Below are 26,444 nucleotides of genomic sequence, written 5' to 3'. Positions count from 1 at the left end.
TTTAAACTTCATTTACCATTTATTTTTTTATTAAAATCTTATTTGTAATTAACTCGAGGTTAACTGCACTACTTATTACTACAATATTTGTTTCGATAGAAAAATAGAGTACACAGGTAGTTTGACTTCCTATATACTCTATGACACAATAACACAATATTTAAAATTAAGTAATGACTATTTCCATTGCATATTTTGAACTATTTTTAGCAAAATGTCAATTATATTTTTTTGTTATTTTTAGTTTATTTTTCTGTAAAAGTTTTCATATACTACATAATGTGTTATTTGAAAAACTAATTCCATTTTTACAATAAATACTTAGTGCATTAATTATCTTTTTGCTATATACTTAATAAAGTCGATTGATACGAAATAATTATTTAAATAATTTAAAATAAATAAAATTTATGAAAAAAAGAGGATACTATATGACGAATTTAACATTTAATGATTTAGGCTTAAAAGAGACTTTAGTTAAAGCCATTGACGATTTAGGTTTTACTACACCATCTCAAATCCAAGCCGAAGCAATTCCAGTTGCCCTTGCAGGTAACGATCTTATAGGTCAAGCTCAAACTGGTACAGGAAAAACAGCAGCATTTGGCTTACCTATGATAAACAATTTAACAGTAAAAAACGCTATTGGTTCAATAATCTTAGCTCCAACAAGAGAATTAGCTATCCAAGTTCACGATGAATTAGTTAAATTAACTAAGTACGAAAAATTAAACATTGTAGCTGTATATGGTGGTGCTCCAATTCATCTTCAAGCTAGAGATTTAAAGAAAGCTAATATAGTTGTTGGAACTCCTGGTAGAGTTTTAGATCATATTAGAAGAGGTAATTTACCATTATCTTCAGTTGAGTTCTTAGTTTTAGATGAAGCTGATGAAATGTTAAATATGGGATTCATTGATGATATGGAAGAAATAATGAAGAGTATTCCTGAGGAAAGACAAACTTTATTATTCTCTGCAACAATGCCTCCACAAATTAAAAAGCTATCAAAGAAATACTTAAAAGATGATGCAAAGCATGTTGCCATTGCAAAAAAAGAAATGACTGGTTCAACAATTAAGCAAAACTTCTTCGAAGTTCATAACTCTCAAAGATTAGAAGCACTTTGTAGATTAATTGATTTTGATAACCCAACTGCTGGAATCATCTTCTGCAGAACTAAGAAAGGTGTTGATGACTTAGTTGCTGCAATGCAAGCTAGAGGATACATGGTTGAAGGTATGCACGGAGATATGTCTCAAGTACAAAGAATGAAGACTCTTGCTAAATTTAAAAATGGTTCATTAAAATTCTTAGTTGCTACAGATGTTGCTGCTAGAGGAATTGACGTTGATGGAGTAACTCACGTATTTAACTATGAATTACCTCAAGACGTTGAATCATACGTTCATAGAATTGGTAGAACTGGTAGAGCTGGTAGAGAAGGTACTGCTTACAGCATAATTACTCCTAGAGAATTCGGATTCTTAAAGCAAATTAAGAACGTAACTAAGAGTAATATTGAAAAGAGACCTGTTCCTACAGTTCAAGAAATATACAATACTAAATTTGAAACTATGGCAAATAAAATTAGTTCAATTATTGAAGCTGAAGACTACTCAAACTTTGTAGATATCGCTACTCAATTAAATGAAAAATATGATGCTGTTAAAGTTATAGCTTCATTAATGCAAAGTCAATTCAAAACTCAATTATCTTTTGAATATGAAAATGATAAATTAGAAGCTCCAGCTCCAGTTAAAAATGAAGATGACGTTAGATTATTCTTCTCAGCAGGTAGAAGAGATGGACTAACTATTAAGACATTAATTAACTATATAAAAGACAATGCAAAAGTTGGCGCATCTCAAATAAGAGATATAGATATAATGGAAAACTTCGCATTTGTAAATATTGAAAACTCAGTTCATAGACAAGTTCTTGAAAAATGTACTGGTGGAAAAATAAATAAGAGAAGAGTTAATGTTGAAGTTTCAACTAATAACAAAAGTAAAAATAAAAGAAGAAAATCTAGATAGTAAAAAAGATAAGGAATTTACTTCCTTATCTTTTTTTTAACTCCTTCAATTAAATATTCTAAATGGCTAATATCTACATTCTCTTTTTTAAGCATTTTTAATCTTTGCTCGGCTCTATCTACAGTTTCTAAGGCTTCAGACCAATCTTTCCCTTTAACAGCGCTATTTGCATATTCTATTAAATAATCTATTTTTAATACCATTTCTGCTAAATCTTCTTTATCTTCATTTATCAAATCTAATAAAATATCATATATTTTAGGGGATACCTTATTCCTAGAATCTCTTAATAAGTTATTATTTTTACTAGTTATTTTCGCCATTATTTATACCTCCAAATAATGTTACTAAATTTATCACTTTTTATTATTATAACTTATATTTAGTAAATATACTCAGAAAATATTTCTGCAAAACCCTCTATACTCATTGGTGATACTCTAACTCTTTTTAATTCATAATTCCCATCTGTGATCTGACTTATTCCACCTTGTGTTGTTACAGCTGCTTTTATTCCTAATTCCTTTGCAATCTCTATAGTTTCATCACTATATCGACCTACTGGGTAACATAAATAATTTGCTTCTGCTCCAATTACTTCTCTTAAAAATGTTTGTGCGTTTCTTATCTCATCAATAGCTTCTTCTCTAGATAAATTATTTAATTCTACATGATTTTCTGTGTGATTTTCTATAATCATTCCTGCATCTTGCATTTCTCTAAGCATATCTGAGGACATATAATATCCATTATCAACACCACTTGTTATAACAAAAAATGTTCCCTTCATATTATGTTCCTTTAGTGATGGAAAAGCGCTAGTATAGTTATCCATATATCCATCATCAAAAGTTATAACAACAGGTCTCTTAGGTACCTTGCCTGTATTCATCGCTTCAATAGCCTCATCCATACTCATTGAAGTAAAATTATTTTCTTCAAGCCAAGCCATTTGCTCATCAAACATATCTGGTGGTACTAAAAGACTATTATTAGGATCATCATCACTTATAGAATGATACATAAGTATTGGAATTCTAACTTCTTCAGATACTATACTTATATACTCTACTGTTGATTCTTCTTCCACGTTATCTTCTATACTTTCTTCTTCAGGGATATCTACTTCCATACCTTCATCTTCATGATTTTCTCCAATTTGAATCTCATTAGTTATCCCCAATTGATCTTCTTTAACAATTTCATTATTACTACATCCAATGATGCTAAAACTTAAAATTAGTAAAATAGCAATTGATTTAAATATTTTATTCATTTCATACACCCCACTTTTTATAATTTTATCTATAATTTTACATTGTTTTATGTTATATGTAAACTTTTTATCTTTTTCAACATTTTGCAAGTTTTTTATATATATTTTTCATTTATATCTTTTGGCAAAAACTTTTATTTTCTATCTTTATAATTTAAATTTTTATAAATTATTTTGCAAATCAAATATATAAGCAAAAAATTTCATACTTTTTAAAAATATAATAATATTTTTTATTTATATTATATTTAATTCTGTATATTTTTTATATTTTATTATCAAATATTTATTTTCATATTTTTCTCTTTGTATTCAAAATAATTTTAAGTGTTATATTATTTTCTAAATATTCTTTAAAAAGAATTATTTGTTTTTTATATTTCATTTGTAAATTTATTACGTTTTATTTTTTGAATTTTTTGATCTAAATAGATGAAGATTAATATTTTTACATATAATTACATGTATTTTTTATCCTTTTATTCAATTTTATTCTTAGATGTTTTTTTGTCTAATTTTATAAAATTTTATATTTTTTTCTCTTATTTTATACTTTTTTTATTTTTATTTATTCCTTACATTAAAATTTTCTTTATTAAATAGAGGTATAAAAAAATATCTAGTATGCATACTAGATATCCATTAATTTTATTATTTATTTTCTTCTAAAATCTTTTTAAGCTTATTTTGCACTAACCATAATTTCTTTTGTTTTCTATTATATGCAACCATTTTAGTCTTATTATTCTTACTTGCATCAAGTAAGTTTATATATTTTTCATCAGCAATTTTTAATGCATCTTCAATTACTAAAAGCTCTTCTTTAGTAAACATATTATTTTCCCTCCAATTAATAAAAATTTTTACTTGTATTATTATATCATATATTAATTAGAGGGAGTAACTAGTTAATAACATAAGTATTTACTTTCATACTAATTTTTTATTAATTACGTAATACTACTTTATCTTTCCCCTTCTATAACACTTTGCATAGTACTTTTATCCATTGCTCCTGGTATATACTTTGTTATATAGCCTTCTTTATCTATTATAAATGTAGTTGGAAATGCACTTATACCATAATCATATACCATTGCTCCATTATTATCTAATACAACCGGAAATGTATATCCTTCTTCGCTTAAGAAATCTTTTATATCATTCTCATTTCCTTCTCTTCCTAAATTAGGTGATGCAACTCCAAGTATAACTACATCATCTTGATTTTTATTATACTCATTATATAATTCTTCCATATGAGGCATTTCCCCTCTACATGGTGGACACCAAGTTGCCCAAAAGTTTAAAAATACTATTTTCCCTTTATATTCGCTTAACGTATGCCTATTACCGTACTGATCATATAATGTAAAATCTATTGGTTCTATTTTATTCTCCTCATTATCTTGTGCTTGTTCATTATTTTCAACTATATTACCCTCATTTAAATTCTCATTACGTATATTTAATTGATTATTTATACCTACAAATCCATTAAAAAACATAACTAATCCTGCAATAATAATTATTACTCCACTAATACTTTTAATAATACCCATATAGCTCTTCATTTTATCAAATCTTTTGAATAACTTATCATAGAATAAAGCTACTATTATAAATGGTAATATAAATCCTATAATATAAGATAATATAAGTAAATTAGATATAATAATATTATCCGAACTTGAAGCCATAATAAGTACTGAAGCTAATATAGGCCCAATACACGGTGTCCATCCAAAACTAAATGTAAATCCCAATATAAAAGCTGTTACTGGAGACATTGCATTAGAATTAATATTTAATCTTTTTTCTTTACTTAAAAACTCCGACTTTATAATTCCTAAGTAAAATAATCCCATAATAATTATTATAATTCCACCAATAATCATTATAATATTTTTATTTGTGTTTAAAAATGAACTTAATGCACTTATAGATGAACCTAATATAAAGAATGTAATTGAAATTCCTAATGTGAAAAATATAGTATTTTTCAGTAAAATACTACGACTTACCTTAGAATCCTTTAAATCATTCACCGTACTATTAGATAACATACTTAAATATATCGGCAGTATTGGCAATATACATGGTGAAAAAATAGATAATATTCCTTCTATAAATACAATAAAAAAATTTACATTTTGCATAACAACCCCCTATTTAATAATTTTACTCTTAACTTTATATTAAATTAAATCAATAATTTACTCAATTAGATATTTTTGTAATTTTAAAAAAATAGTAGTAGTTAACTATTTTTATACTTAACCACTACTATTTTATAGATTTTTACTAGAAAAATTACTATTACTACACTATATAATTTTATGCTTAATTTATATGTATATAATTATTATTAATAATCAATTTGTTATCATTTAATTTTTAAATCATCTATTGGAAAAGGCTTACTATAGTAATATCCTTGTATATATACTTTTTCTTCACCTAATAATTTAATCAATTTAATTTGTTCTAATGTTTCTGCACCTTCAATAACTACTCGCTTTTCATAAATACTCAAAATATCTAGAATAGCTTTTAAGATTTGTTGCTTTTTAATTGAATCCTCATATCCATCAATAAATATTTTATCTAATTTCACTATATCATAATCTATTTTTTGCAAAATATCAAAATTTGAATATTTAATTCCGAAATCATCCATAGCAAATATAATTCCCATTTTTTTTAATAATTCTATTCTTTTATTTATAGCAAAAAAATCATTACTTGAAAGCCTTTCTGTAATTTCAAAACACAAATAATATTTCATTTTTTCATACTTTTTCAAAATTGACTGTACATCATTTATAAAATTAGGATTAAGTAAATCTTTATATGAAATATTTATAGACACATAAAAATTATCCTTACAATTATTTATAAGTTTTAATTTATTATAATCACATAAAGATTTATCAATAGCCCATAAAGTAATATTATACATAATATCTAACTTCTCAATTTCATTTAAAAAATAGTATGGAGTTAAAATTTTCTCACCATTATCTAATCTCAATAATGCCTCATATCCTATAGCATTATTATTTCTTACATCAATAATAGGTTGGTAAAATAATTTAAATTTATCATTGGATAAATAATTCATGTATTTTATTGAAATCTTCCTTTGATTTAATATTTTTTTACCTTTTCTAAATGAAAAAATACTTATTGTTATTACAATACTAAATATTAAAAAGTAAGTTTCATATCTAGCTTCATTATATGCATGATTAAAATAATGATTATATAAATTATATATTTTTTTACTATTTTTCGAATTTATATTAATAAGTATATTATCTATTTTATTAATTAAATCTGCATTATCTTTATTTGCTACTATGTAGCTTCCCCCCAAAGCATACATATACACATCTTTAAATCTTCTAAAAAATTTGTCATGTCCACTAGCAACAGTAAAATCAATTTCCCCTGATTTTAACCATTCTTTTAACTGGTTATTTGATTCAGCCAATTTCACTTCAAAGTTTATTCCATTATTAATTAATTGATCATAAAAATATTTATAATTATATAAATTAGGATTATACCCAAAAATTAATCCATTTAAGCTACTTAAATCACCAAATTCTATATTTCTATTTGTGAATATATAATTTACTTTATTACCAATAATATATGTGCTGTATTCAAATTTTTTTTCAAACTCTTCCGTTTTTATAACCCCAAATAGCAAATCAATTTCTTTGTTTATTAATTTTTCATAATAGTTATTAAATGTTACATTCTCATATCTAAAGTCTATATTTAATTCTTCTGCAATAACCTTCATAATAACATAATAATACCCTTGTGGATTTCCTTTATTATCTAAATAATAATACGGATACTCTTCATAAAATCCAACAATGACTTCTTCTGTTTCAGCATTAACAGCAAAAGTATTAACCATAAAAAATAAAAAGAAAAAACATAATAATTTAATCAATTTATATTTCATTTTCTACCTCCTAAAATTTATATTAGGAACAGAACCAAATGAGTACACCCCAACATTTACTTTTTAATTTTTATTTCTTTTTTATCTGATATTTTACCAAAACCCTTTTATATAATAATCTATTCTCATGAATACATCTATTTATTATTAACTAAATAAATTACATACCTCTGTTTTACTAGTACTATCATTAAAAAGAATATTTAAATATAAATCCCTATATTTAAACGCTATCCAAAATAATAAACAATTATTCACCATAGGCTTGATTATAAGTTATTGATACATTCTTTTACTTATACTACGCTATTTTTATTAATAAAAATAGCCCTATCCCATTATTTTATTAATAGGTACGGCTATTTTCTCAATATATTGCATAATTCTTTTTCTTATTTTTCTATTTTAATTGTTATTTTTATTCATATATATCTGAAAGTTCCATATTAATTCTTTCTTCTCTATTATTATATACTTTATTAAGCCAACTATCATTTTCTAAATCCTTAATAAATACATCTGGTATTTTAATTATAAATTCACTACCTTTTCCTAATTCACTTTTAACCTTAATCTCCCCTTTATGTGCTTCAACTAAGTTCTTTACAATAGCTAATCCAACTCCACAACCTTCGCTTACTTTATTTAACCTTTTTTCTGAATTAGAAAATTCAGAAAAAATTGTTTGTAGTTTTTTTTCTGATATTCCATATCCATTATCTTTAACAGATATATTTACTTTATTATTTTTCAAATATATGCTAACATTTATAATTCTATTTCCATCATTAAATTTTATTGAATTAGAAATTAAATTTATCACTATTCTTTCTAATTTTACCTTGTCAAATGATACGATTTTCTCTTCTATTTCAGTATCAAATATTATTTTTAAGTTTTTAAATTTTCCATAATTATTTATATCCAAACATATATCTTCCACTGTGCTTACAATATCATAATTATGTAAATTTAAATTAACATTATCATTATATATATTAGTTAAGTCTATAAAATTATTTGATAACCTTAGTATTCTTAATGAATTTATTCTTATTCTTTCAATACTTTTCAATAATAAGTTTTTATAATCACTTATATTAAAAACTTTTAATTGATTTTCTAAAAGTTGTATAGTTGTTATAATTATATTTATAGGCGTTCTAAATTCATGTGTTAAATTAGAGAAAAAGCCTTCTTTTAATTTATCTAGTTCTTCATCATATGAAATTGTCTTCATTATACTTAATATTCCTTTAGCATTATTTTTATCTAATATGGCAATTTTGTTAATTTCATATATATATTTTTTATTATTTATATAGATAACTTCCTTATATTCAATATTTGTTTTTCTTTTTAATACTTCTTCATCTGTTTTTTTTATTTGATTAACATTATATATTAGTTCATTAATCTCTTCATATTTCTTACCATAAAGTTCTTCTTTTTTATTTATTCCAAGTTGACTTGCATAACTTTTATTAAAATAAATATGCTTTCCTTCTAAATCTCTATAAGCTATTTGTAAAGGAATTAAATCTAATATTGACTCTATTTCCTCTCTAGATAATTTTTTCCTCATAAAGCGCCCTTCCATTGCTATATTTATATATTTTCGTTCAATATTAAAAATATATTGTTTAATAATAATATCTTAATTTAAGATGTTAATTCTAATATTTATTAATTCAAAGTAAAAAGTAATTTCTTTAATAAATACTACTTTCTTTTAATCGTTTAACAACTTATTAAAACTATGTACTATACTTATAATTAACTTATAAAATAATTCATTCACATACGCTCAATAACATATCTAGTAAAGATTCTTTTTATTACTTTACCAATATATTTCTTAAAAATTCTATTTTTATAGGAAACGATATTGTAATATATTGTTCTATTGTTTTTAATAATTAAATAAAAAAATAATTTGATATACTATTATGATAGTGTTTAAATTGCACGGATATGATATTTATGAGTAAAAACAGTACCTTACTTTGTTTAATAAACATATTTTTAGTCCTGTTTAACATTAGATTTGTTTATTATAATATTATTAAAATTAATTTAATTTATAAAATAAAAATATTATAAGTTTAATGTCGATAGTATATATTTTCTATTAATCTATTTTTTAGATTATTTCCATAATAACTCTTTCATTATATGTATGGTTAAAATTATTTATAAATGAAATAGCTCCTACAATTTTTCCTTTTTCATTTACATATACTACGAAATCCTTTGATCTAATCAATATTTTTTCTTTATTACTTAAAGATATTAATTTAAAATCATCATTTTTCGAAATACAATCATTTCCTCTTATAGAAATACTTTCACGTGCTTTCATAATACATATATTTAATAAAGTATTAAATTTTAAATCAGCTTCTTCTTTATCTTCACTATAATAAATATTTTTCTTTTTCTGCAAATCATCTTCAATATAAATTATATAAATTATATGCTTCACTCCTCGCAAATAAAAAATATTTTTATGAATTGTCTAATATTTTTTCATATACCATTTAAATAATCTAATTTATCATTTGTTAATTAAGTTTTATACTTATTCTTATGTTTTAGTTAAACTAACAAATAATTTTAATAATAGTTTAACGTATTTTTTAATATTTACTTATACATAAAAATCTAATCTAAGAATTCTTTTATATTTTTACCAAGCGAGTTTGCTATATTCTCTAGTGTCTTTATTGATGGGCTAGTTCGCATTCTTTCAATATCAGATAAATATGTATTAGATATACCTGCTGATTCAGCTAATTTCTTTTGAGTCATATTTTTACTAACTCTAATATCTCTAATTTTACGTCCAAGCTTCAAAATTTCACCTCCAAATAATATTCTACGTTAAAAAAGTAAAAAATCAAGTTTTTTGGTTTTTTTTACTTTATTAAAGTATCTTTTTATCATTTATTTAATTTTTTAATTTATTATTTGTTATTTATTTAATTTTTTAATTTATTATTTATTATTTATTTAATTTATAAAAAAAACATTATTATAAATTATTAACTTTTTAAAAGTATTATTTATCATTTATTTACTTTCTTAAACATTTCATTTATAATCTAATATGAAAAATACGTAAATAACGTATTTTAGATGAGGTGTTTTATGAATTTAGGAAAGAAATTGAAACATTTTAGAAAATGTAACGGATTAAGTCTAAAAGAATTATCCACTTTAACAAATTTATCAATATCTTTTTTAAGTGACATTGAACATGATAGAAGTAATCCTTCTATTAGTAATTTAAAAATATTATCAAAAGCATTAAACATACCAATGTATCACTTATTAGAAGATTCAACTTCCCCTACTCCATATGAATCAATTGATTTTTCTGAGCTAATACCTATTTTGCTTGAATTTGAAGATTGGGATAATGAAGATAAAATTGAGCTTTTTTATTACTTAAAAGCAAAAAAATCTATTAGAGATTCAAAAAAATAATCTAAAAATTTAAATACCAAAATAAAAAAATACCTTTTATAATAAAATTTTTATTATAAAAGGTATTTTTTTATTTATGATACGGTTCTCCGTATCGGTGTTAAGTGAGGTTGTAAACTTGCTCATTACTTTTCTCCTTTTCTAATATACTTTTAAAATTATAATTTAATTATGAGCTACATCCCCATATTATTCTATATAGTAATGTTCAAATTCAACATAGTTGCTCCAAAACTTCTTAACCTAAAAGAAGAAGGAGCACCCTTAACTGATACTCCTTCTCAAAACTTACTTTATATCCAATTGCTTGTTATCCCTTACCATCTTGCCCATTACCCTAACATCATAATAACTTTCTCAAGTGAATATCAAGAGTTTTCTAAATTAATCCTTAACAGCTAGTTAATCTTTTAAATATTCTATTAATTCTTCTAATTCATTATCATCTTCATTTAATTTATTAAAGTCTTCTAAATCAGTTTTTATATCTTTTTCTACTTCCCTTTTAACATTTAATTCATTGATAATATATCCCATAGAAAATGTTGCTATTGAATAAAATGCATACGGTAATGATGAATTAATGTAATATGTTATTACCACTAATATACTTTTACTTACCACAATCTTACCTGATGCTACAAGTGATAATATATATACATGTGAATTATATATAGTTAATAATGTATATGCTAATATAATTATTGAAATAACATATAGTACTTTACTTATTAAATTTGCATCTTTAAAATGTTTTACTTTCATACTTAATTATTCCTTCTAAAAACTTATTGTTAATAATATAATTTTTATTAATTAATCTGTGTTAGTTTTTTATTTTTTAGAACAAGTACAACATCTACTTTTTTAGCTAATTCCTTACTATGAGTAACCACTATTACACACTTTCCATGTTTATGTGCACTTGTTTTTAATATTTCTATAATTTCATCAGCTGTATCACTATCTAAATTCCCCGTTGGCTCATCTGCTAATATTACTGGTGAATCTGTAACAAGTGTTCTTGCAATGGCAACACGCTGTTGCTGTCCCCCTGATAGTTGTAATACGTTTCTATTAATTTCATCATCAGCTAACCCTAAATTGTTTAATATTTTCTTATTCACCTTGGGATTAACTATTTTTAAATTTTCTAAAGGTGTCATATAATCAATTAAATTATAATTTTGAAATATTAATGAAATATTGCTTTTTCTATGATTCTCATATCCCTTTACTTTTATATTTTGATTATTATATAATATTTCGCCATTTCTAGGTTCATCTAATCCAGCCAATAGTGATAATAACGTTGATTTTCCTGAACCCGAAGCCCCTAAAATAGCGTAAAGTTTTCCTTCTTCAAATTCCATGCTTATATCATTTAAAACTTTTTTTCCATTTTTATATGAATAATTAACTTTATTTAATGCTAAAATTGACATTTATTTTCCTCCTAGCTCATTTTGGATAATATTTCTTTTGGTTTTAATCTAATTATTGATGCTGATGATGCCATTACTGAAAGTATGATAATAACTGTTCCTATAACATATACATAAATTAATTCTTCAACCTCTACTTTTACATCTATTTCATCTACTGTACGAGTTGCTAAAGAACTATTAACATCATTTCCTAATGAAAATCCTCCAAATCCACTTTGAACGTCTTGAACCGCTTGCTTACCTGCTTGTGCAACTATTGTATTTCCTATATTTTGTGAAATTACCTTACTTGAGAAATATGATCCTCCAAAAGCTAATATACTTATAAGTAATAATTCAATTATATATTGAGAAATAATATTAAACTTTGAAACTCCTATTGAAAGTAATATACCGGTTTCATGAACTCTTCCTTGAATCCAAAATGCTAACACTAATGAAAGTATTATTACTCCAGCTATTATTGCTCCAATTAAAACCATATTTATAATCTTATCTAAAGAATCAAAAGACTTAGATAAAGCTAAAAATGTATCTTCACTTTTTACTATTGTATACTTATTCCAATCAGTAGGAATATCTTTAAATTTTGATGTTACTTTATCTACATCAGTATCTGTATTGAAAGTAGCATTTGTATATTTTACATTTCCATCTGAATATCCATATAAAGTTTTAATAGTATCTACATCAGTAATTAAAAGATTTTCTGGCATTTCTAATTTATGTCCAGCTCTTTCAGTATTTTCACTTTCAAAAATACCTACAATTTCAAGGTCATAATCACTTTTAGATAAAGTTGATGCATTAAAATCTCCAGCACTCTTTGTTGCTTTTATAGTATCTCCAACTTTTAAATTATTTGCTTCTGCTAAATCCTTATGAATTAATACCTTGTTTTTATCAGTAGCAACAATATGTCTACCATCAATCAGCTTTAATGATTTACTTATAAACTTAATATCATATTCTGAACTTTTATGTGCTTCTACAGAAAAAAGTTTTTCATATTTATAATCATCATTATATTGAACTACATTTTTTTCAGGTTTTATATAATTTACATTTTCTAAATCTAAACCAGCTCCTTGAATTGCTGCATCATAATTCTTAACACCTTCTACCTTTGAAACCTTATCAATTAAATTTTCTGGAATTGTTCCTTCAAAATTACCCGCAAAATTAGCTTGTAATTCAAAAGTATTTGCCATATCCTTATTTGAATCTTGTCTTGCTATATTTGCTGCCTTTTTAATTGAAATTCCACTTAAAACTGCCGTTGCTATTCCAAATAATATAAATAACATAATAATACTTTTTATTTTTTTTCTTGTTATATATAATATTGATCTCTTAAATACATTCATATTTATGTCCTCCTTGTTTATTAACTTGAGTACATTCTATCAACCTAATATGAAATATTTATGAAATTTAAAAATTAAGTTTATAAAATTCATTAAGAATCGTATTAATTAAATTATTTTTTATAAAAAAATAAGGATATTATTAATCTAATACCCGTTATTTTTCAACTATTTTATTTTTTATTAAACATGAACAAATTTCAAATATTTAATTAAAATCAACTTCAAAACTCATTCCAGTTAATATTGATTTAAAAGAATAATCTAAATTATACATTTTTAAAATTTGTTGAACTATGTATAATCCTAACCCATTCCCCCCACTACTCTTATTTCTATCAAAATCAACTCTATAAAATGCCTCAAAAATATGTGCTAAATGTTCTTCTGAAATTGGCTTACAATCATTTTCTATAATAAGTTTTTTATCTTTTATATATATTCTTATTTCCTTTCCTTCATCAGTATAATTTACTGCATTAGAAATAATATTAGAAATTGCTTTAGTAAATAATTTTTCATCTACTTTAATATTAAAAGACTCTTTTAAATTCATTTTAATATTAATTTTCTTTGACTTAGCTATTAATTTATATGGTTCTATGTTCTTTTGAACTAAACTACCTAAATCTAATACACTTTCATTTTTATTATTTATTATATTAAGTTTTGAAGTATCTAAAATTTCCTGAACCATTTTACTTAATTCACTAACTATATCCTTACATTTTTCTAAATATATATAATGATTTTTATATTTTCCTATATCATATAGCATATTTTCAATCATTATATACATACTCATTAGTGGTGTCTTAAGCTCATGTGATGCGCTTCTTAAAAAATCCACCTTAATTTTTTCAGATTCACTTACATTTTTTATTTCCTCTTCCAATGATACAATTGTATTTAATAAATTTTCATATAAACTATTTACATTAGCTGCTAATATTCCTATTTCATCTTCAGTTTTTACCTCACAAAAGGCTTCTTTATTTAAATTCTCCATTTTTTTTGTAACATCACAAATTTCTTTTATTGGAGTTGTAATTTTTCTTGCATATATATATGATGCAATAAGTGCTATAAGCAAGCTTATAAAAATAGAATATGGAAGTATTTTTAATATAATATCTCTTGTTTCTGTGAATGATTCTAAATCCATTACTATTTTAGCACTTCCATTTACATCATTACTTTTTTTAAAGTCCCTACTTTTTATTATTGATAAATTATTTATATTAATATATTGACCGAATATTTCTCCATTTTCATCATCAAAACTTTCTATAATATTTTCACCACTTAAATTAGGAATTATTAAAGAGTTTTCTGTAATTTCCTCTTCATTAACATATATATCTACTTTGTGCAAACCTTGAAATACCCTTTTTTCATCTCCTATAGTAAGTAAAACTTGAATATTATATTTTTCAGCAAAATTCTTTGCTATCTTAAATGATTCCTTATTATCAGATTTATTTACTTGTTCAATTAAATCTTCAATAATTTTATCAGCTTCCTTTTGTTTATTATTCACATATACCTTGGGTAATGCTAAATAAATTAAAACATTTGAAATTAAAATTATTACACTTATTATCCCCATGGTAAATATATATGTTTTTGAAAATAGCTTTAACTTATTCATCATTGCTCCTCAAATTTATATCCAATTCCCTTAACTGTTACTATACAATCTAATAACAACTTTTTTCTTATATTTTTAATATATACATCAATAACCCTATCATTTGGTGCTTCTTCAATCCTCCATAAATTATCTAAGATTTGTGCTCTTGTTAAAACCTTTCCCTCATACTTTAATAATAACTCTATTAATTTTATTTCCTTAGGTTTTAAATCAATATTTTCTCCATTCTTTCTTGCTGAATATCCTTCAAAATCAATTTCTATATCTCCATAACACCACTTTTTATTTTCACTAACTTTTACTCCTCTTCTAAGAAGTGCTTCTATTCTTTTATGTAAAACTATTATTGAAAATGGCTTTGTAATATAATCATCTGCCTCTTCATCAAAACTCATAATTTGGGTATAATCATCACTCATTGCTGTTAACATAATTACTGGAACATTGCTTTCTTGTCTAATTTTATTTAAAACAACAAATCCGTTAGCCTTTGGAAGCATTATATCTAAAATTACTAAATCAATTTTATTATTCTTAAATAATTCTATTGCTTGCATTCCATCTTCTGCACTTATAACGCTATATCCAACCTCTGCTAGATATTCACTTACGCCTTCCCTTATTTCTTTTTCATCTTCAACAATTAATATATTAATTTTCATTTATATTTTCCTCCATTTTATATAATATATATCAAAATGAATTTATTTTATAAATACATAATAACATAAAGTTTCAATTATATTATAAATATAAAAGTGCTAATTTCATAAATTAACACTCTTAACATTAAATTAATAATATTATTTATATACCAATTCCACATATAATTTATCACTAAAGTTCTATATATAAAGGCTTACTTAAATGATAATATTCTCAACCCTCTCCTTCTCAAATTCCCTTATTTATTAACCTAATTTCAGTAAAAACCTCACTTACTTATGGTACGGTTCATTTTTCATTATTCTAAAAGCTCTATAAACTTGTTCTAATAACATAACTCTAAACAGTTGATGTGGAAATGTCATTTTAAAAAACATACTTTATAATTTGCTCTTTTTATAACTGCTTGAGATAATCCTAAGCTGCCTCCTATAACAAAAGTTATGTTAGAGTTACCCATAACCCCTTGAGTCTCAATAAACTTTGAGAACTCCTCTGAGGTCATTTGCTTTGCATTTAAATCCATTGCAACAACAAACATATTATCTTTTATTTTAGATAATATAAGCTGGCCTTCTTTATCTTTAATTTGAAGCTCTTCTTTTTCAGATGCATTATCTGGAGTTTTTTCATCTGGCAATTCAATAATGTCTATTTTGCAATATCGTGTTAATCTCTTTGAATACTCATCTATTGCTTGCTTCAAATACTTTTCTTTTAATTTACCAACTGAAATAACGGTTTTATTCATTACTCTTCCTCCTATGTTATATGTCATTAAATTTATTTCTACTACTAATCTATGTAATCATTAACTTCAACAATAGCTGTATCTTTGCTTATATAAGTGTTTTTAGGAATGAGAACTCTTAGCATATTATCCTTAAATGAAGCTTTTATATTATTAGAATCAATATTTTCTACATAATAATCCTCTTCTATATCCCCACCTGGTTGAATTACTGCCATTGCTACATTTTTATTGTTAGTATAAAACATATTTCTCTTTATTTTGAGTGTAATATAATTATTTTCATAATCTATATCTATATTTTCTTTATTTACTCCTGGTAAATAACATTCGATTGTATATGCTCTTTTATGCTCTTTAAAGTTCACATTAATCGCAGACATATTCTCTATATTATCTACTAGGTTATCCATAAACTCACTATTAATAACATTATCAATTATATTATCAATCATATTTAAGCCATCTGATATTAAATTAAAAGTTCCTGAAAATACATATGGAAATATATTAAACATATAGCGCCTCCATTATAATAGTTATAACTACTATAATCTATTTATTTTTCTTTTGTTTTGACACTAAAATAGAATTATATATTTATTTTTCCAAATAAAAAGAGCCTTGATTTCAAAGCTCTTTTTTAAATATAATTATTTTCCACAGCACTTTTTATATTTCTTTCCACTTCCGCATGGACAAGCATCGTTTCTACCAACTTTATTTTCATTTCTTACGATAGTTGATTCTCTATATGCCTTTTGAATTTCTTTTCTCTTTTCTGGTGAGAATATTCCATCCCATTGTGGTAATGTATATAAGTATTCAGCCTTAGCTTCTAACATATTGAAGTATAACTTTTCTAAATTTATATCTAATACAATTTCATCACTAGCTTCTAAAGCTTCTAAATCGTATGAATTATTTAAACTATCATTTATTCCATCAACAAATCCCATTGCAAATTCTTCTGATGTTTCATATTTCTTTGCAAAATCAGCAATTGTCATTTTTAAAGTTTCTTTGCTATTAGCTAATAAATCTCTGTATATAGCAGTTTCAACTTTAGTATATTCATTCCAGAATGCTGCTTCCCCTTTTGTCTTAACGTATTCTACGACCATATCTGTCCATTGTTTGTATAAACTCATTTTAATCTCTCCTCTTTCTCTCTTTGTACTTATAAAACTTATATCAAATTCTCTCTTTGTACTTATACAAAATTATACTAAATTTTACGTATATTTTTCAATACATAATAAATTATATCATTTTTACTTCATATTTGCTTTTTTTATCGCAATAGTCACATTTTTTTTCTGTCATTTCATTAATAACGGGAAAAGTTTCTTTTTCATTTATAATTTCATCCATTGCTTCATCAATATGTTCTTCACAAGCATATTTAATTTCCATATTAATCACCTTCTAAGCATTAATACTATAAAGTAATAATTTTACTTGGATTGTGTCTATTAGCCATACTTAAAAACACATCTGATCCAATATTAATATTATTATTAGTTAAAATATCTCTAACTGTTAGTTCAGCTAACTCTGGAGTATTATTAGTATTACTTAGATGCCCTAGCATAATACTTTTCCCAAGACCGCTTTTTAGTATCTTAACAATAGCTTCTCCACAATCTTCATTTGATAAGTGTCCATGTACATCTTTTATTCTTTGTTTTAAAGAATAAGGGTATGGTCCAAAATCAAGCATTTGTGGATTATAATTACTTTCAATTAATATTATATCAGATTCTTTTATATTGTCTTCTATTTCTTTAGTAAATGTACCAAAATCAGTTGCTACACTTGCTCTTTTATTACCTAAATTAATAGTATATCCAACTGGTGAAGCTGCATCATGAGGAATGATAAATGATTTTACCTCAATATCCTTTATAGATACAGTAGATCTTCTATCCATTATTTTTATATTGTGTTCTTTTATCTTACCAATATTATTTGTCATTGCAACCCAAGTATCATGTGGAGCATATATAGGAATATCATATTTTCGTGATAAAACCCCTACCCCTTTAATATGGTCTATATGTTCATGAGTTATAAAAATTCCATCAATCTCATTTGGATTTTGCCCTATACATTTTAAAGCTTCATCTATTTTTTTACCTGGTAGACCTGCATCAATTAATATTTTTGCATTATCCGAACCTATAAAAATACTATTTCCACTACTTCCACTATATAATGAGCAAAATTTCATTTGTTTTTCCCCCAAGTTTATCTTAATTCTCTTCTTATATCTGCACCTAATGCTCTAAATTTATCTTCTATATGAGGATATCCTCTATCTATATGCCCTATATCACGTATTTCAGTTTCTCCATGAGCAACTAATCCAGCAATAACCATTGCTGCTCCTGCTCTTAAATCTGTTGCCACAACTTTAGCACCCTTTAAATTTTGAACACCATCTATTATAGCCGTTCTACCTTCTACTTTTATAACAGCGCCCATTTTCTTTAATTCATCAGTATGCTTATGTCTATTTTCCCAAATACTTTCAGCAATTAAGCTTCTTCCATTTGTAATACTTAATAACGTAGACATTGGTTGTTGTACATCTGTTGGGAATCCTGGATATGGAGCTGTTTTAACACTTACTCCTTTTAGTGGTTGATCAACAGTTACTCTTATACTATCATCACCTTCTTCAACGATAGCACCCATTTCCATAAGTTTTGCTGAAATAGACTCTAAATGCTTTGGTATTACATTCTTTATAGTTATATCACCTTTTGTAGCTGCTGCAGCTATCATAAATGTACCTGCTTCAATTTGGTCAGGTATAACACTATAATTGCATCCTACTAATTTCTTAACACCTTTTACTCTTATTACATCAGTACCTGCACCTTTAACATCTGCACCCATAGAATTTAAGAAATTAGCTACATCAACAACATGAGGTTCTTTAGCTACATTTTCTAATATAGTTGTCCCTTCAGCCATTGTTGCGGCAATCATAACATTTATAGTAGCTCCTACAGAAACTACATCAAAGAATATATTTGCTGCATGTAAATTCTCTGCTTCAACATTTACTGCACCATGTTCTATTGTTACCTTTGCTCCTAAAGCTTCAAAACCTTTTATATGTTGGTCTATAGGTCTTGCCCCTATTGGACATCCACCAGGAAGTTCTACTTTTGCTTTTTTGAATCTTGTTAATAATGCACCTATAAAATAGTATGAAGCTCTCATTCTTCTTACATCTTCATTACATGCATCTACAGTTGTAATATCTGTTGCATCAATTTCTAAAGTATTATTATTTACCTTATGTACATTACAACCTAAACTTGATAAAATTCTTTCTAAACAATGTACATCCTCTATATCAGGTATATTATCAATAACACATTTTCCTTCACTAGCTAAGATTGCAGCTGGTAAAATTGCAACTGCAGCATTTTTGGCACCATTTATTTCTACAGATCCCTGCAATGCTTTGCCTCCATTAATAATTAATGTTTCCATCCTATTCACCCTACCTAAATTTATATATATTAATCTATCCTTAAATATAAAATTTATCCAATTTTTTCTTAAATAAGTTATTTGCTTATTTTTACATAGATTTTTAAGTCAACATTATTTATTATAACATAAAGTATATAGGAGTTAATAGGGTTTTTTCTTCCAAAAGCCCTTATTTTTAATACTTTTAGCTATTATCTCGCCTATATACAAATTGTCAATTCTATTTTATTTGTGATATAATTTAATATAACATTGTTATACAAATTTTAACTTGTGAGGTTATAATATGAAATACTATTTAGTTGCATTATTTGATGATGTATCTTATAAAAACTTAAGTCCTGTACAACGGACTCTATCAAAAAAATATAGAGCTAATAGAAATTCACCGATACCATATATACCACTAGAAGTTGTAGAAAATCCTAATATTGATAAACTTAATTCAGTTATGGATAAAATCTTAAAACCATATAAGCATTTCAAAGTTGAATTATCTTCAACAGTAACACTTTGCGAAACAAATAAAACTCTTAATTTAAAAGTTGAAGAAATTGGTTATATTAAAAGATTAAATAGATTAATTAATGAGAACCTTAAATTATATGGATTTAATGTAAAAAATATTAATGATGATATTCACTTAGCCCTTGCTAATATTAATTATATTAATAAAGATAACAAAAAGACTGATTCTGAATTTAAGACAAATTTATCTACACTAAAGGTAAATAGATTAGAATTATGGAAGATTTCAAATAATCGAAGAGAAACCTTAGTTCAAACATACCCACTAAAAACTATTTAGTAGCTATAAATTAAAAGAAATATTATATAAAAAGAACATAACTAATAGAAGTTATGTTCTTTTTTGTTTAATGCTGTAAAAAAAAATATAAACTTTATTTTTTTGTATTCGTTTACGACACTTTTCAAGAATTAATAAATTCTGTAAAATATATTATATTGATCCTAGTAAATGAGGAGGACATTTATGAATATTTTATCTATTGTGGAACTGCAAAGAGAGAGAAAAAGGGAGATACTTATCAATCAAGAATTATCTCAATATAAACTTTGGGCTAGAAAACACCTTGAGTTACAAGTAAAGTTAAGCTCACTAGCCGAAGAGACAAAGTGCTATAAATACTGGATAGATGATGGTTTAAATTTAAATAAAGAACTTATATTTGTAAAATATACTGATTTTTTAACTCACATTATCAATTTAGGACTAGATAAACACTATATAGATAGCTACGATATTACACTTAGACCAAATGATTATTGCTTAAGCGATCAATTCTTAAATTTATATATAGACATAAACGATTTAATAATTTCACCTTCTGTTGACCACTTCTTCACTCTTTTAGAAGATGTTTTAAGCCTTGGAATTACATTAGGCTACTCAGAAGAAGAAATTTTTAACTCATTCGTATATTAATTAAAGCCCTAGTGGCTTTTTTTTTTATAAAATTAATTGATTTATATGTATTAACAAAAAGGATATAAATTTTATACTATAGTAATGTGAATAATTTTAGGAGTTTTTTATGTTCTCTTTAAGTAAAAAACTTGATACTAATCTAAGGGATATCCTAAATAACAATGACATAGAGTATTATCGTGTTTTAATAAAATATAAGACATTACAAGATTCTATCTCAAAAAAAATATCCTCATATAAAGGCCAAATCATTAGAAAAATTGAATCTTGCAATATTATATGTGCTAAGCTTAATTCAAAATCAATCTATAGATTAATAGAGTATCCTGAAATAGAGTTTATTTGTCTAGATGAGTATTTTTCACTTTGTGGAATGAGTATCCCTACTGCCAATAAAATTAGAATTTCAAACAAATTGAACATCTCTGGAAAAGGCATTGGTGTAGGAGTTATTGACTCTGGCGTTTATCCACATCGTGATTTAACTTATCCTTCTAATAGAATAATAACTTTCATTGATTTGATAAATGGATTGCCTTATCCATATGATGATAATGGACATGGTACATGTACTTGTGGAATAATTGGTGGGAATGGTGAATCTTCTAATAAAATTTATTGTGGTCTAGCAAAGGAAGCCACTATTCACTGTTATAAAGCTTTTAATAAACTAGGACGGGGGTACGCTTCTGATGTCTTATTTGCTATCGAAGATCTTATTTCTATTAGTAAAGATTTTAATATAAAAGTTTTATGCCTTCCTTTTGAATCTCTTAACTATAATAAGTTTATTTATATAGCTTTTGATACCTTATTAAAGAAGGCAATCTCAAACTCCTTAATTCCAATCTTACCTAGTGGTAGTAATGAAAATGTTGATAGTTCTATAATAGGTCTTGCTTTAAGTAAAAATTGTATTACTGTATCTGGAATAAATACTGTATCTAAGCCTGAAAGCTATTCTTATTCATCTTGTGGTCCTACGAAAAAACCAAGAAAACCAGATTTTTGTGCTGCTTGTGTTGATGTAGTTTCTTTAAACTGTAATACTTCTTATATTTCATTTAAAGGTAACTCTAAAGTATTTGTTCCTAAGCTTGCTACTTCTTATAAAAGTTTTACTGGAACGTCTGTAGCCGCTGCATACGTAGCTGGTGTTTGTGCACTATTATTTGAGTATAATAAAGATCTATCATTTGATGATGTTGTCGCATTATTAAAAGTTGCTTCAACACCACTAGATATTCCAAAAAATCAACAAGGTAACGGAGTTATTAATATTAATAAAATAATAAACAATGAAAAACACCCTTAAGGTGTTTTTTTATTGTTTATTCTATATATGGTTCTGGATTTACGGGCTCTCCATTAACTCTTAACTCAAAATGCAGATGCGGTCCTGTACTATATCCAGTGCTACCTATAGCCCCTATTATATCCCCCTTTTTTACTATATCTCCTTCTGATACATATATTTCACTTAAATGAGCATAATAAGTTTCCATATTCCCTTCATGCTCAATTATTATTAAATTTCCATAACCACCATCATTATATCCAGCACTTTTTATTTCACCATCAAAAGCTGCTATAACATCCTCACCCATATCTTTTGCTATATCTATTCCCTTATGATAAGAATTTACTCTTTCTTCTCCAAATATTGATGTCATATATCCACCTGAAGTTGGTCTATATAAAAATGATACTCCATCATAATATGGATTTTTAGTTCCTTTTTTTATAACTGTATCAACAGGCGATTTGATTAATCTCTCTCTAACAACTTTTTCATTACTTTTTACCAAGCCATCATATGTAATTTCTTTATATAATAAACATTCTCCTTTTTCTCCTTTAATTGCTTCATTTTGCCCTATATATAAACTATCATCTTGTTTTATAACTACATCTTCATCAACTTCTTCTCTTTCTACAACATTAACCTTTATTTGCAAGTCTAATAAATTTTCATTAATTAATGTTGCCTCATATATTTCCCTGGCAATTTCTTTATTTTGTTTTAAATCTATTATATTTAAGCTACAAGGTAAATCTTCTATTTCTCCTAAAATGTTTATTTCACTAATATTTTCTATATTAAAGCCTAACTCTTTAATATAGTTTAAACATATATCTTTTATGATTAAATATTTTAAATCTATAGATTTATTATCTAATAATAATCTATCTATTGAACTTACTTCATATCCATTAATTTTAATATTTAATTTATTACTTGCGATTTCCTTAAATACGTCTGCTGTACTTTCTTCTACACTTTCTTCATTTTCTTTTATTTCACTAAACACTAATTGACTATTTCCCATATTGCAAAAAATATTTTTTTTACATTTATAGATATTAAATGATATAAACATGATAAATATAAGTATTAGAGCTATTGATTTTAATATAATCTGCACCCCTTCACTTATATTATTCTGTTCATTTGACCCATGATTTTACTTCCTCCTTATTGGCTATTTAAAAAGCACATCACTTACTTTTCCCTTTTTTAAAATTTATTATTCACTTTATTATTTAATTGTTATGTTGAGGGTTCATAATCCCTTTGTTATAATTAGCTTTAGATAATATTGATTTAAAATCTTACTTCTAAGAAAGGTCGCGAAATTATGAGCACTTTTATGCTAAAAAATAAAGCATTAAACTTTACTCCTGTTAGTAATATATTTATAGAAAATTATATGCCTAAAGCGCGTGGAGAATTTGTTAAAGTTTATCTATTAATGCTTAAATATAATACTTCTGGAGAAATGGGTGCTAGTTCTGGAGTTCTAGCATCATCTTTAAACCTACTTGAATCTGATATATTAAATGCACTAAATTATTGGAATGATGAAGGTGTAATTAAACTTATACCATTAGATAAAATGGGTAACTTCAGTGTTGAATTTGTAGATTTAGTAGAATACTCCGAAAATAAAAATAAGGAAGTTAACTTACTAGAAGCTTTAAACAAAACATCAACTAAAGATATGCTTAATGATATTGAAAAACTTTTAGGGAGACCTCTATCCCCTAAAGAAATGACAACATATTTAGGTTGGCAAGATGAATTTAATTTTTCGTCAGAACTCATACTTATATTATTAGAATATTGTGTTTCTAAGGGCAAAAGTGACTATAGATATATTGAAAAAGTTGCAATTGCATGGCATAATATGAAAATTCAAACTATAGAAGATGCTCAAAATTATATAAAGAAAACTGAAGATAAATGGATTAAAATTCGCCATATATTAAATTACTTGGGAATTAAAAATCCTGAATTAATGAAACCACAAGAAGAAATGCTAGAAAAGTGGATAGTTGATTATGCTTTTCCTCTTGAGGTAATAGAAAAAGCTTGTAATATTTGTTTCCAAAGATTAAATAGAGCAGATTTCAAATATATTGATGGTATTTTATCAAGTTGGAATAAAAGTAACCTAAAAACTATATCTGCTATTGAAGAAAAAGAAGCCAATTATAAAAATACCCAAGCTAAGAGAAACTTTACCTCACCTAAACCTCAAGAAGTAAATGCACTTAAATTTAATAATTTTGAAGCTCGTGAATATGATTATGACTCCTTAGAAAAGAAATTGTTAGGATGGGATAAAGATGATTAAAGGATACCAAGCAGAACTAATGGATATTTATGAAAAAATCCGTACAGAAGAAAACCGCAACTTAAAAAAGAGACATGAAGAAATAAAAGAAAAATTTCCTGAGATAATTGATGTAATATTTCTATACAAAAACTTTGTTTAAACCTTTCTATGGCTGCCTTAAAGGGTATTAATGATCCTAAAGAGCTTGATGCCTTAAAAGATGAAATAACAGATCTTAGAGCACAAAAATACGAGATGCTAGTAGCTAGAGGATATTCACCTGATTATTTAAATTTACATTATCATTGTCAAAAGTGTAAAGATACAGGTTTCATTGGTACTGAAAAATGCTCTTGTTTTAAAACTAGATTAATAAAATTGTATTATAAAGATTCTGAATTAGAGGAAGCTGTAAAAAGAAATAATTTTAGAACTTTTAATATTAATTTATATCCAAATCATAAACTAAACGATGAAAAATATACACCTAGAAAAAATATAGAATCTATTTTAGAATTTGTAACTGGTGAATATTTACCTAACTTTAAAAATATTAATACCAATCTTTTATTTTATGGTAATTCAGGTACAGGTAAAACTTTTCTATCTTGGTGTATAGCTAAAGAATTATTAGATAGAGGGCATTTAGTTGTATATAAAACTGCTGATGAGTTATTAAGAGCTTTAAAAGATGTTAAATTCAATAATGATACAGACTTAGAAAATTTACTTGTAAATTGTGATTTATTAATTATAGACGATTTAGGTTCCGAACAAATAACTGATTTTTCATCATCTGAGCTATTTACATTAATTAATAAAAAAATATTAAAAAATAAAAAGATGATTATTTCAACAAATTTAAGTTTACCTCTTATTTCAAAAAGATATAGCGAAAGAATTTCTTCAAGAATAATTGGTGAATTTAAATTATTTAAATTTATTGCAGAAGATATACGAATTCAACTTAACTTAAAAAGACAACAATAAAATATTTAACCGAAAATTTAATTACAATTTATAAATATATGAATGAAATAATCACTTGAGATATATAGTTTATTATTTTAACTATTTTATATTTCAAGTGATTATTTCTATTTATTAAATATCTTCAATTTTTTTATAAAACAAAAAAACTCCACTTTTGTGGAGTTTTTGGAGCTTCATGTCGGAGTCGAACCAACAA

25 protein-coding genes and 2 pseudogenes are annotated in these 26,444 nt (G+C 25.0%); 7 read left to right on the top strand and 20 right to left on the bottom strand.

The features are described 5' to 3' along the window. The first annotated feature begins 431 nt into the window (after nucleotides 1-431). Nucleotides 432-2,039, top strand: a complete 1,608-nt coding sequence (locus HMPREF0216_RS05165; RefSeq protein WP_040418986.1) for a DEAD/DEAH box helicase — start codon at nucleotides 432-434, stop codon at nucleotides 2,037-2,039. A 17-nt stretch (nucleotides 2,040-2,056) separates the two neighbouring features. On the opposite strand, the gene HMPREF0216_RS05160 is transcribed toward HMPREF0216_RS05165, so the two are convergent. The 8 genes from HMPREF0216_RS05160 to HMPREF0216_RS05125 form a co-directional block, all read right to left on the bottom strand. Then, on the bottom strand, nucleotides 2,057-2,362 hold the full coding sequence (locus tag HMPREF0216_RS05160; protein ID WP_005212021.1) for a hypothetical protein: 306 nt from the start codon (nucleotides 2,360-2,362) through the stop codon (nucleotides 2,057-2,059). Nucleotides 2,363-2,421: 59 nt separating this feature from the next. Further along, nucleotides 2,422-3,315, bottom strand: a complete 894-nt coding sequence (locus HMPREF0216_RS05155; protein ID WP_040418985.1) for a polysaccharide deacetylase family protein — start codon at nucleotides 3,313-3,315, stop codon at nucleotides 2,422-2,424. A gap of 651 nt (nucleotides 3,316-3,966) precedes the next feature. Then, complete coding sequence (locus tag HMPREF0216_RS05150; protein WP_005212017.1) at nucleotides 3,967-4,149, bottom strand: hypothetical protein; 183 nt, start codon at nucleotides 4,147-4,149, stop codon at nucleotides 3,967-3,969. Between the two features lie 131 nt (nucleotides 4,150-4,280). Then, on the bottom strand, nucleotides 4,281-5,474 hold the full coding sequence (locus HMPREF0216_RS05145; protein WP_005212015.1) for a cytochrome c biogenesis protein/redoxin: 1,194 nt from the start codon (nucleotides 5,472-5,474) through the stop codon (nucleotides 4,281-4,283). Nucleotides 5,475-5,701: 227 nt separating this feature from the next. After that, nucleotides 5,702-7,297: an EAL domain-containing protein gene (locus HMPREF0216_RS05140; protein ID WP_040418983.1), complete on the bottom strand. Its 1,596-nt coding sequence runs from the start codon at nucleotides 7,295-7,297 to the stop codon at nucleotides 5,702-5,704. A 418-nt stretch (nucleotides 7,298-7,715) separates the two neighbouring features. Then, nucleotides 7,716-8,882, bottom strand: coding sequence for a sensor histidine kinase (locus HMPREF0216_RS05135; RefSeq protein WP_051040665.1), 1,167 nt, complete (start codon nucleotides 8,880-8,882; stop codon nucleotides 7,716-7,718). A 558-nt stretch (nucleotides 8,883-9,440) separates the two neighbouring features. Continuing rightward, nucleotides 9,441-9,782 (bottom strand): hypothetical protein, encoded by a 342-nt coding sequence (locus tag HMPREF0216_RS05130; protein WP_005212009.1) that lies wholly within the window; start codon nucleotides 9,780-9,782, stop codon nucleotides 9,441-9,443. Nucleotides 9,783-9,961: 179 nt separating this feature from the next. After that, a complete protein-coding gene (locus tag HMPREF0216_RS05125) occupies nucleotides 9,962-10,153 on the bottom strand; it encodes a helix-turn-helix domain-containing protein (RefSeq protein ID WP_005212007.1) in 192 nt (63 codons plus the stop codon). Nucleotides 10,154-10,447: 294 nt separating this feature from the next. Between HMPREF0216_RS05125 and HMPREF0216_RS05120 the strand changes: the two genes are divergently transcribed. Continuing rightward, nucleotides 10,448-10,786, top strand: a complete 339-nt coding sequence (locus tag HMPREF0216_RS05120) for a helix-turn-helix domain-containing protein (RefSeq protein ID WP_005212005.1) — start codon at nucleotides 10,448-10,450, stop codon at nucleotides 10,784-10,786. 402 nt (nucleotides 10,787-11,188) lie between these two features. Here the strand turns inward: HMPREF0216_RS05120 and HMPREF0216_RS05115 are convergent, their stop codons facing one another. From HMPREF0216_RS05115 to HMPREF0216_RS05070, 11 genes and pseudogenes are all read right to left on the bottom strand, one after another. Further along, nucleotides 11,189-11,551, bottom strand: a complete 363-nt coding sequence (locus HMPREF0216_RS05115) for a hypothetical protein (RefSeq protein WP_005212003.1) — start codon at nucleotides 11,549-11,551, stop codon at nucleotides 11,189-11,191. A gap of 47 nt (nucleotides 11,552-11,598) precedes the next feature. Next, the gene (locus tag HMPREF0216_RS05110) at nucleotides 11,599-12,231 is read right to left on the bottom strand and encodes an ABC transporter ATP-binding protein (protein WP_005212002.1); all 633 of its coding nucleotides are present in this window, start codon (nucleotides 12,229-12,231) and stop codon (nucleotides 11,599-11,601) included. A gap of 11 nt (nucleotides 12,232-12,242) precedes the next feature. Continuing rightward, nucleotides 12,243-13,601 carry an ABC transporter permease family protein gene (locus HMPREF0216_RS05105; RefSeq protein ID WP_005211998.1) on the bottom strand — a complete coding sequence of 453 codons (1,359 nt, stop codon included), beginning with the start codon at nucleotides 13,599-13,601 and terminating at the stop codon, nucleotides 12,243-12,245. 208 nt (nucleotides 13,602-13,809) lie between these two features. After that, nucleotides 13,810-15,255 carry a sensor histidine kinase gene (locus HMPREF0216_RS05100; protein ID WP_005211996.1) on the bottom strand — a complete coding sequence of 482 codons (1,446 nt, stop codon included), beginning with the start codon at nucleotides 15,253-15,255 and terminating at the stop codon, nucleotides 13,810-13,812. After that, nucleotides 15,252-15,917 carry a response regulator transcription factor gene (locus HMPREF0216_RS05095; protein ID WP_005211993.1) on the bottom strand — a complete coding sequence of 222 codons (666 nt, stop codon included), beginning with the start codon at nucleotides 15,915-15,917 and terminating at the stop codon, nucleotides 15,252-15,254. The genes HMPREF0216_RS05100 and HMPREF0216_RS05095 overlap by 4 nt, the downstream gene beginning before the upstream one ends. Before the next feature lie 276 nt (nucleotides 15,918-16,193). Beyond that, nucleotides 16,194-16,672: pseudogene (gene rlmH / locus HMPREF0216_RS05090) on the bottom strand (23S rRNA (pseudouridine(1915)-N(3))-methyltransferase RlmH). A gap of 44 nt (nucleotides 16,673-16,716) precedes the next feature. Continuing rightward, the gene (locus HMPREF0216_RS05085; protein ID WP_005211985.1) at nucleotides 16,717-17,190 is read right to left on the bottom strand and encodes an Hsp20 family protein; all 474 of its coding nucleotides are present in this window, start codon (nucleotides 17,188-17,190) and stop codon (nucleotides 16,717-16,719) included. 135 nt (nucleotides 17,191-17,325) lie between these two features. Further along, nucleotides 17,326-17,823, bottom strand: a complete 498-nt coding sequence (locus HMPREF0216_RS05080; RefSeq protein ID WP_005211983.1) for an SEC-C metal-binding domain-containing protein — start codon at nucleotides 17,821-17,823, stop codon at nucleotides 17,326-17,328. A gap of 112 nt (nucleotides 17,824-17,935) precedes the next feature. Beyond that, complete coding sequence (locus HMPREF0216_RS16710) at nucleotides 17,936-18,088, bottom strand: CxxH/CxxC protein (RefSeq protein WP_005211978.1); 153 nt, start codon at nucleotides 18,086-18,088, stop codon at nucleotides 17,936-17,938. Between the two features lie 25 nt (nucleotides 18,089-18,113). Then, nucleotides 18,114-18,905, bottom strand: coding sequence for an MBL fold metallo-hydrolase (locus HMPREF0216_RS05075; RefSeq protein ID WP_040418954.1), 792 nt, complete (start codon nucleotides 18,903-18,905; stop codon nucleotides 18,114-18,116). Nucleotides 18,906-18,922: 17 nt separating this feature from the next. Then, nucleotides 18,923-20,182, bottom strand: a complete 1,260-nt coding sequence (locus tag HMPREF0216_RS05070; RefSeq protein ID WP_005211975.1) for a UDP-N-acetylglucosamine 1-carboxyvinyltransferase — start codon at nucleotides 20,180-20,182, stop codon at nucleotides 18,923-18,925. A gap of 289 nt (nucleotides 20,183-20,471) precedes the next feature. On the opposite strand from HMPREF0216_RS05070, the gene HMPREF0216_RS05065 reads away from it, so the two are divergent. The 3 genes from HMPREF0216_RS05065 (at nucleotide 20,472) to HMPREF0216_RS05055 (ending at nucleotide 22,950) form a co-directional block, all read left to right on the top strand. Continuing rightward, nucleotides 20,472-20,993, top strand: a complete 522-nt coding sequence (locus HMPREF0216_RS05065; protein WP_005211974.1) for a hypothetical protein — start codon at nucleotides 20,472-20,474, stop codon at nucleotides 20,991-20,993. A gap of 186 nt (nucleotides 20,994-21,179) precedes the next feature. Then, on the top strand, nucleotides 21,180-21,632 hold the full coding sequence (locus HMPREF0216_RS05060) for a dUTP diphosphatase (RefSeq protein ID WP_005211973.1): 453 nt from the start codon (nucleotides 21,180-21,182) through the stop codon (nucleotides 21,630-21,632). Between the two features lie 109 nt (nucleotides 21,633-21,741). Next, nucleotides 21,742-22,950 (top strand): S8 family peptidase, encoded by a 1,209-nt coding sequence (locus HMPREF0216_RS05055; RefSeq protein ID WP_005211972.1) that lies wholly within the window; start codon nucleotides 21,742-21,744, stop codon nucleotides 22,948-22,950. Between the two features lie 16 nt (nucleotides 22,951-22,966). Here the strand turns inward: HMPREF0216_RS05055 and HMPREF0216_RS17890 are convergent, their stop codons facing one another. Continuing rightward, the gene (locus tag HMPREF0216_RS17890) at nucleotides 22,967-23,947 is read right to left on the bottom strand and encodes a peptidoglycan DD-metalloendopeptidase family protein (RefSeq protein ID WP_051040664.1); all 981 of its coding nucleotides are present in this window, start codon (nucleotides 23,945-23,947) and stop codon (nucleotides 22,967-22,969) included. A gap of 327 nt (nucleotides 23,948-24,274) precedes the next feature. Here HMPREF0216_RS17890 and HMPREF0216_RS05045 point away from each other — a divergent pair, with 327 nt between their 5' ends. After that, nucleotides 24,275-25,273 carry a DnaD domain protein gene (locus HMPREF0216_RS05045; RefSeq protein WP_040418950.1) on the top strand — a complete coding sequence of 333 codons (999 nt, stop codon included), beginning with the start codon at nucleotides 24,275-24,277 and terminating at the stop codon, nucleotides 25,271-25,273. Further along, nucleotides 25,266-26,245 (top strand): annotated as a pseudogene (locus HMPREF0216_RS05040) (ATP-binding protein). Before HMPREF0216_RS05045 ends, HMPREF0216_RS05040 begins: the two are co-directional and overlap by 8 nt. Nucleotides 26,246-26,444: the final 199 nt, after the last annotated feature.

The organism is Clostridium celatum DSM 1785, from assembly GCF_000320405.1.
Lineage (GTDB): Bacteria > Bacillota > Clostridia > Clostridiales > Clostridiaceae > Clostridium > Clostridium celatum.
Note: the sequence above shows the minus strand (reverse complement) of the source record. Positions and strands in the feature narration are given on the sequence as shown.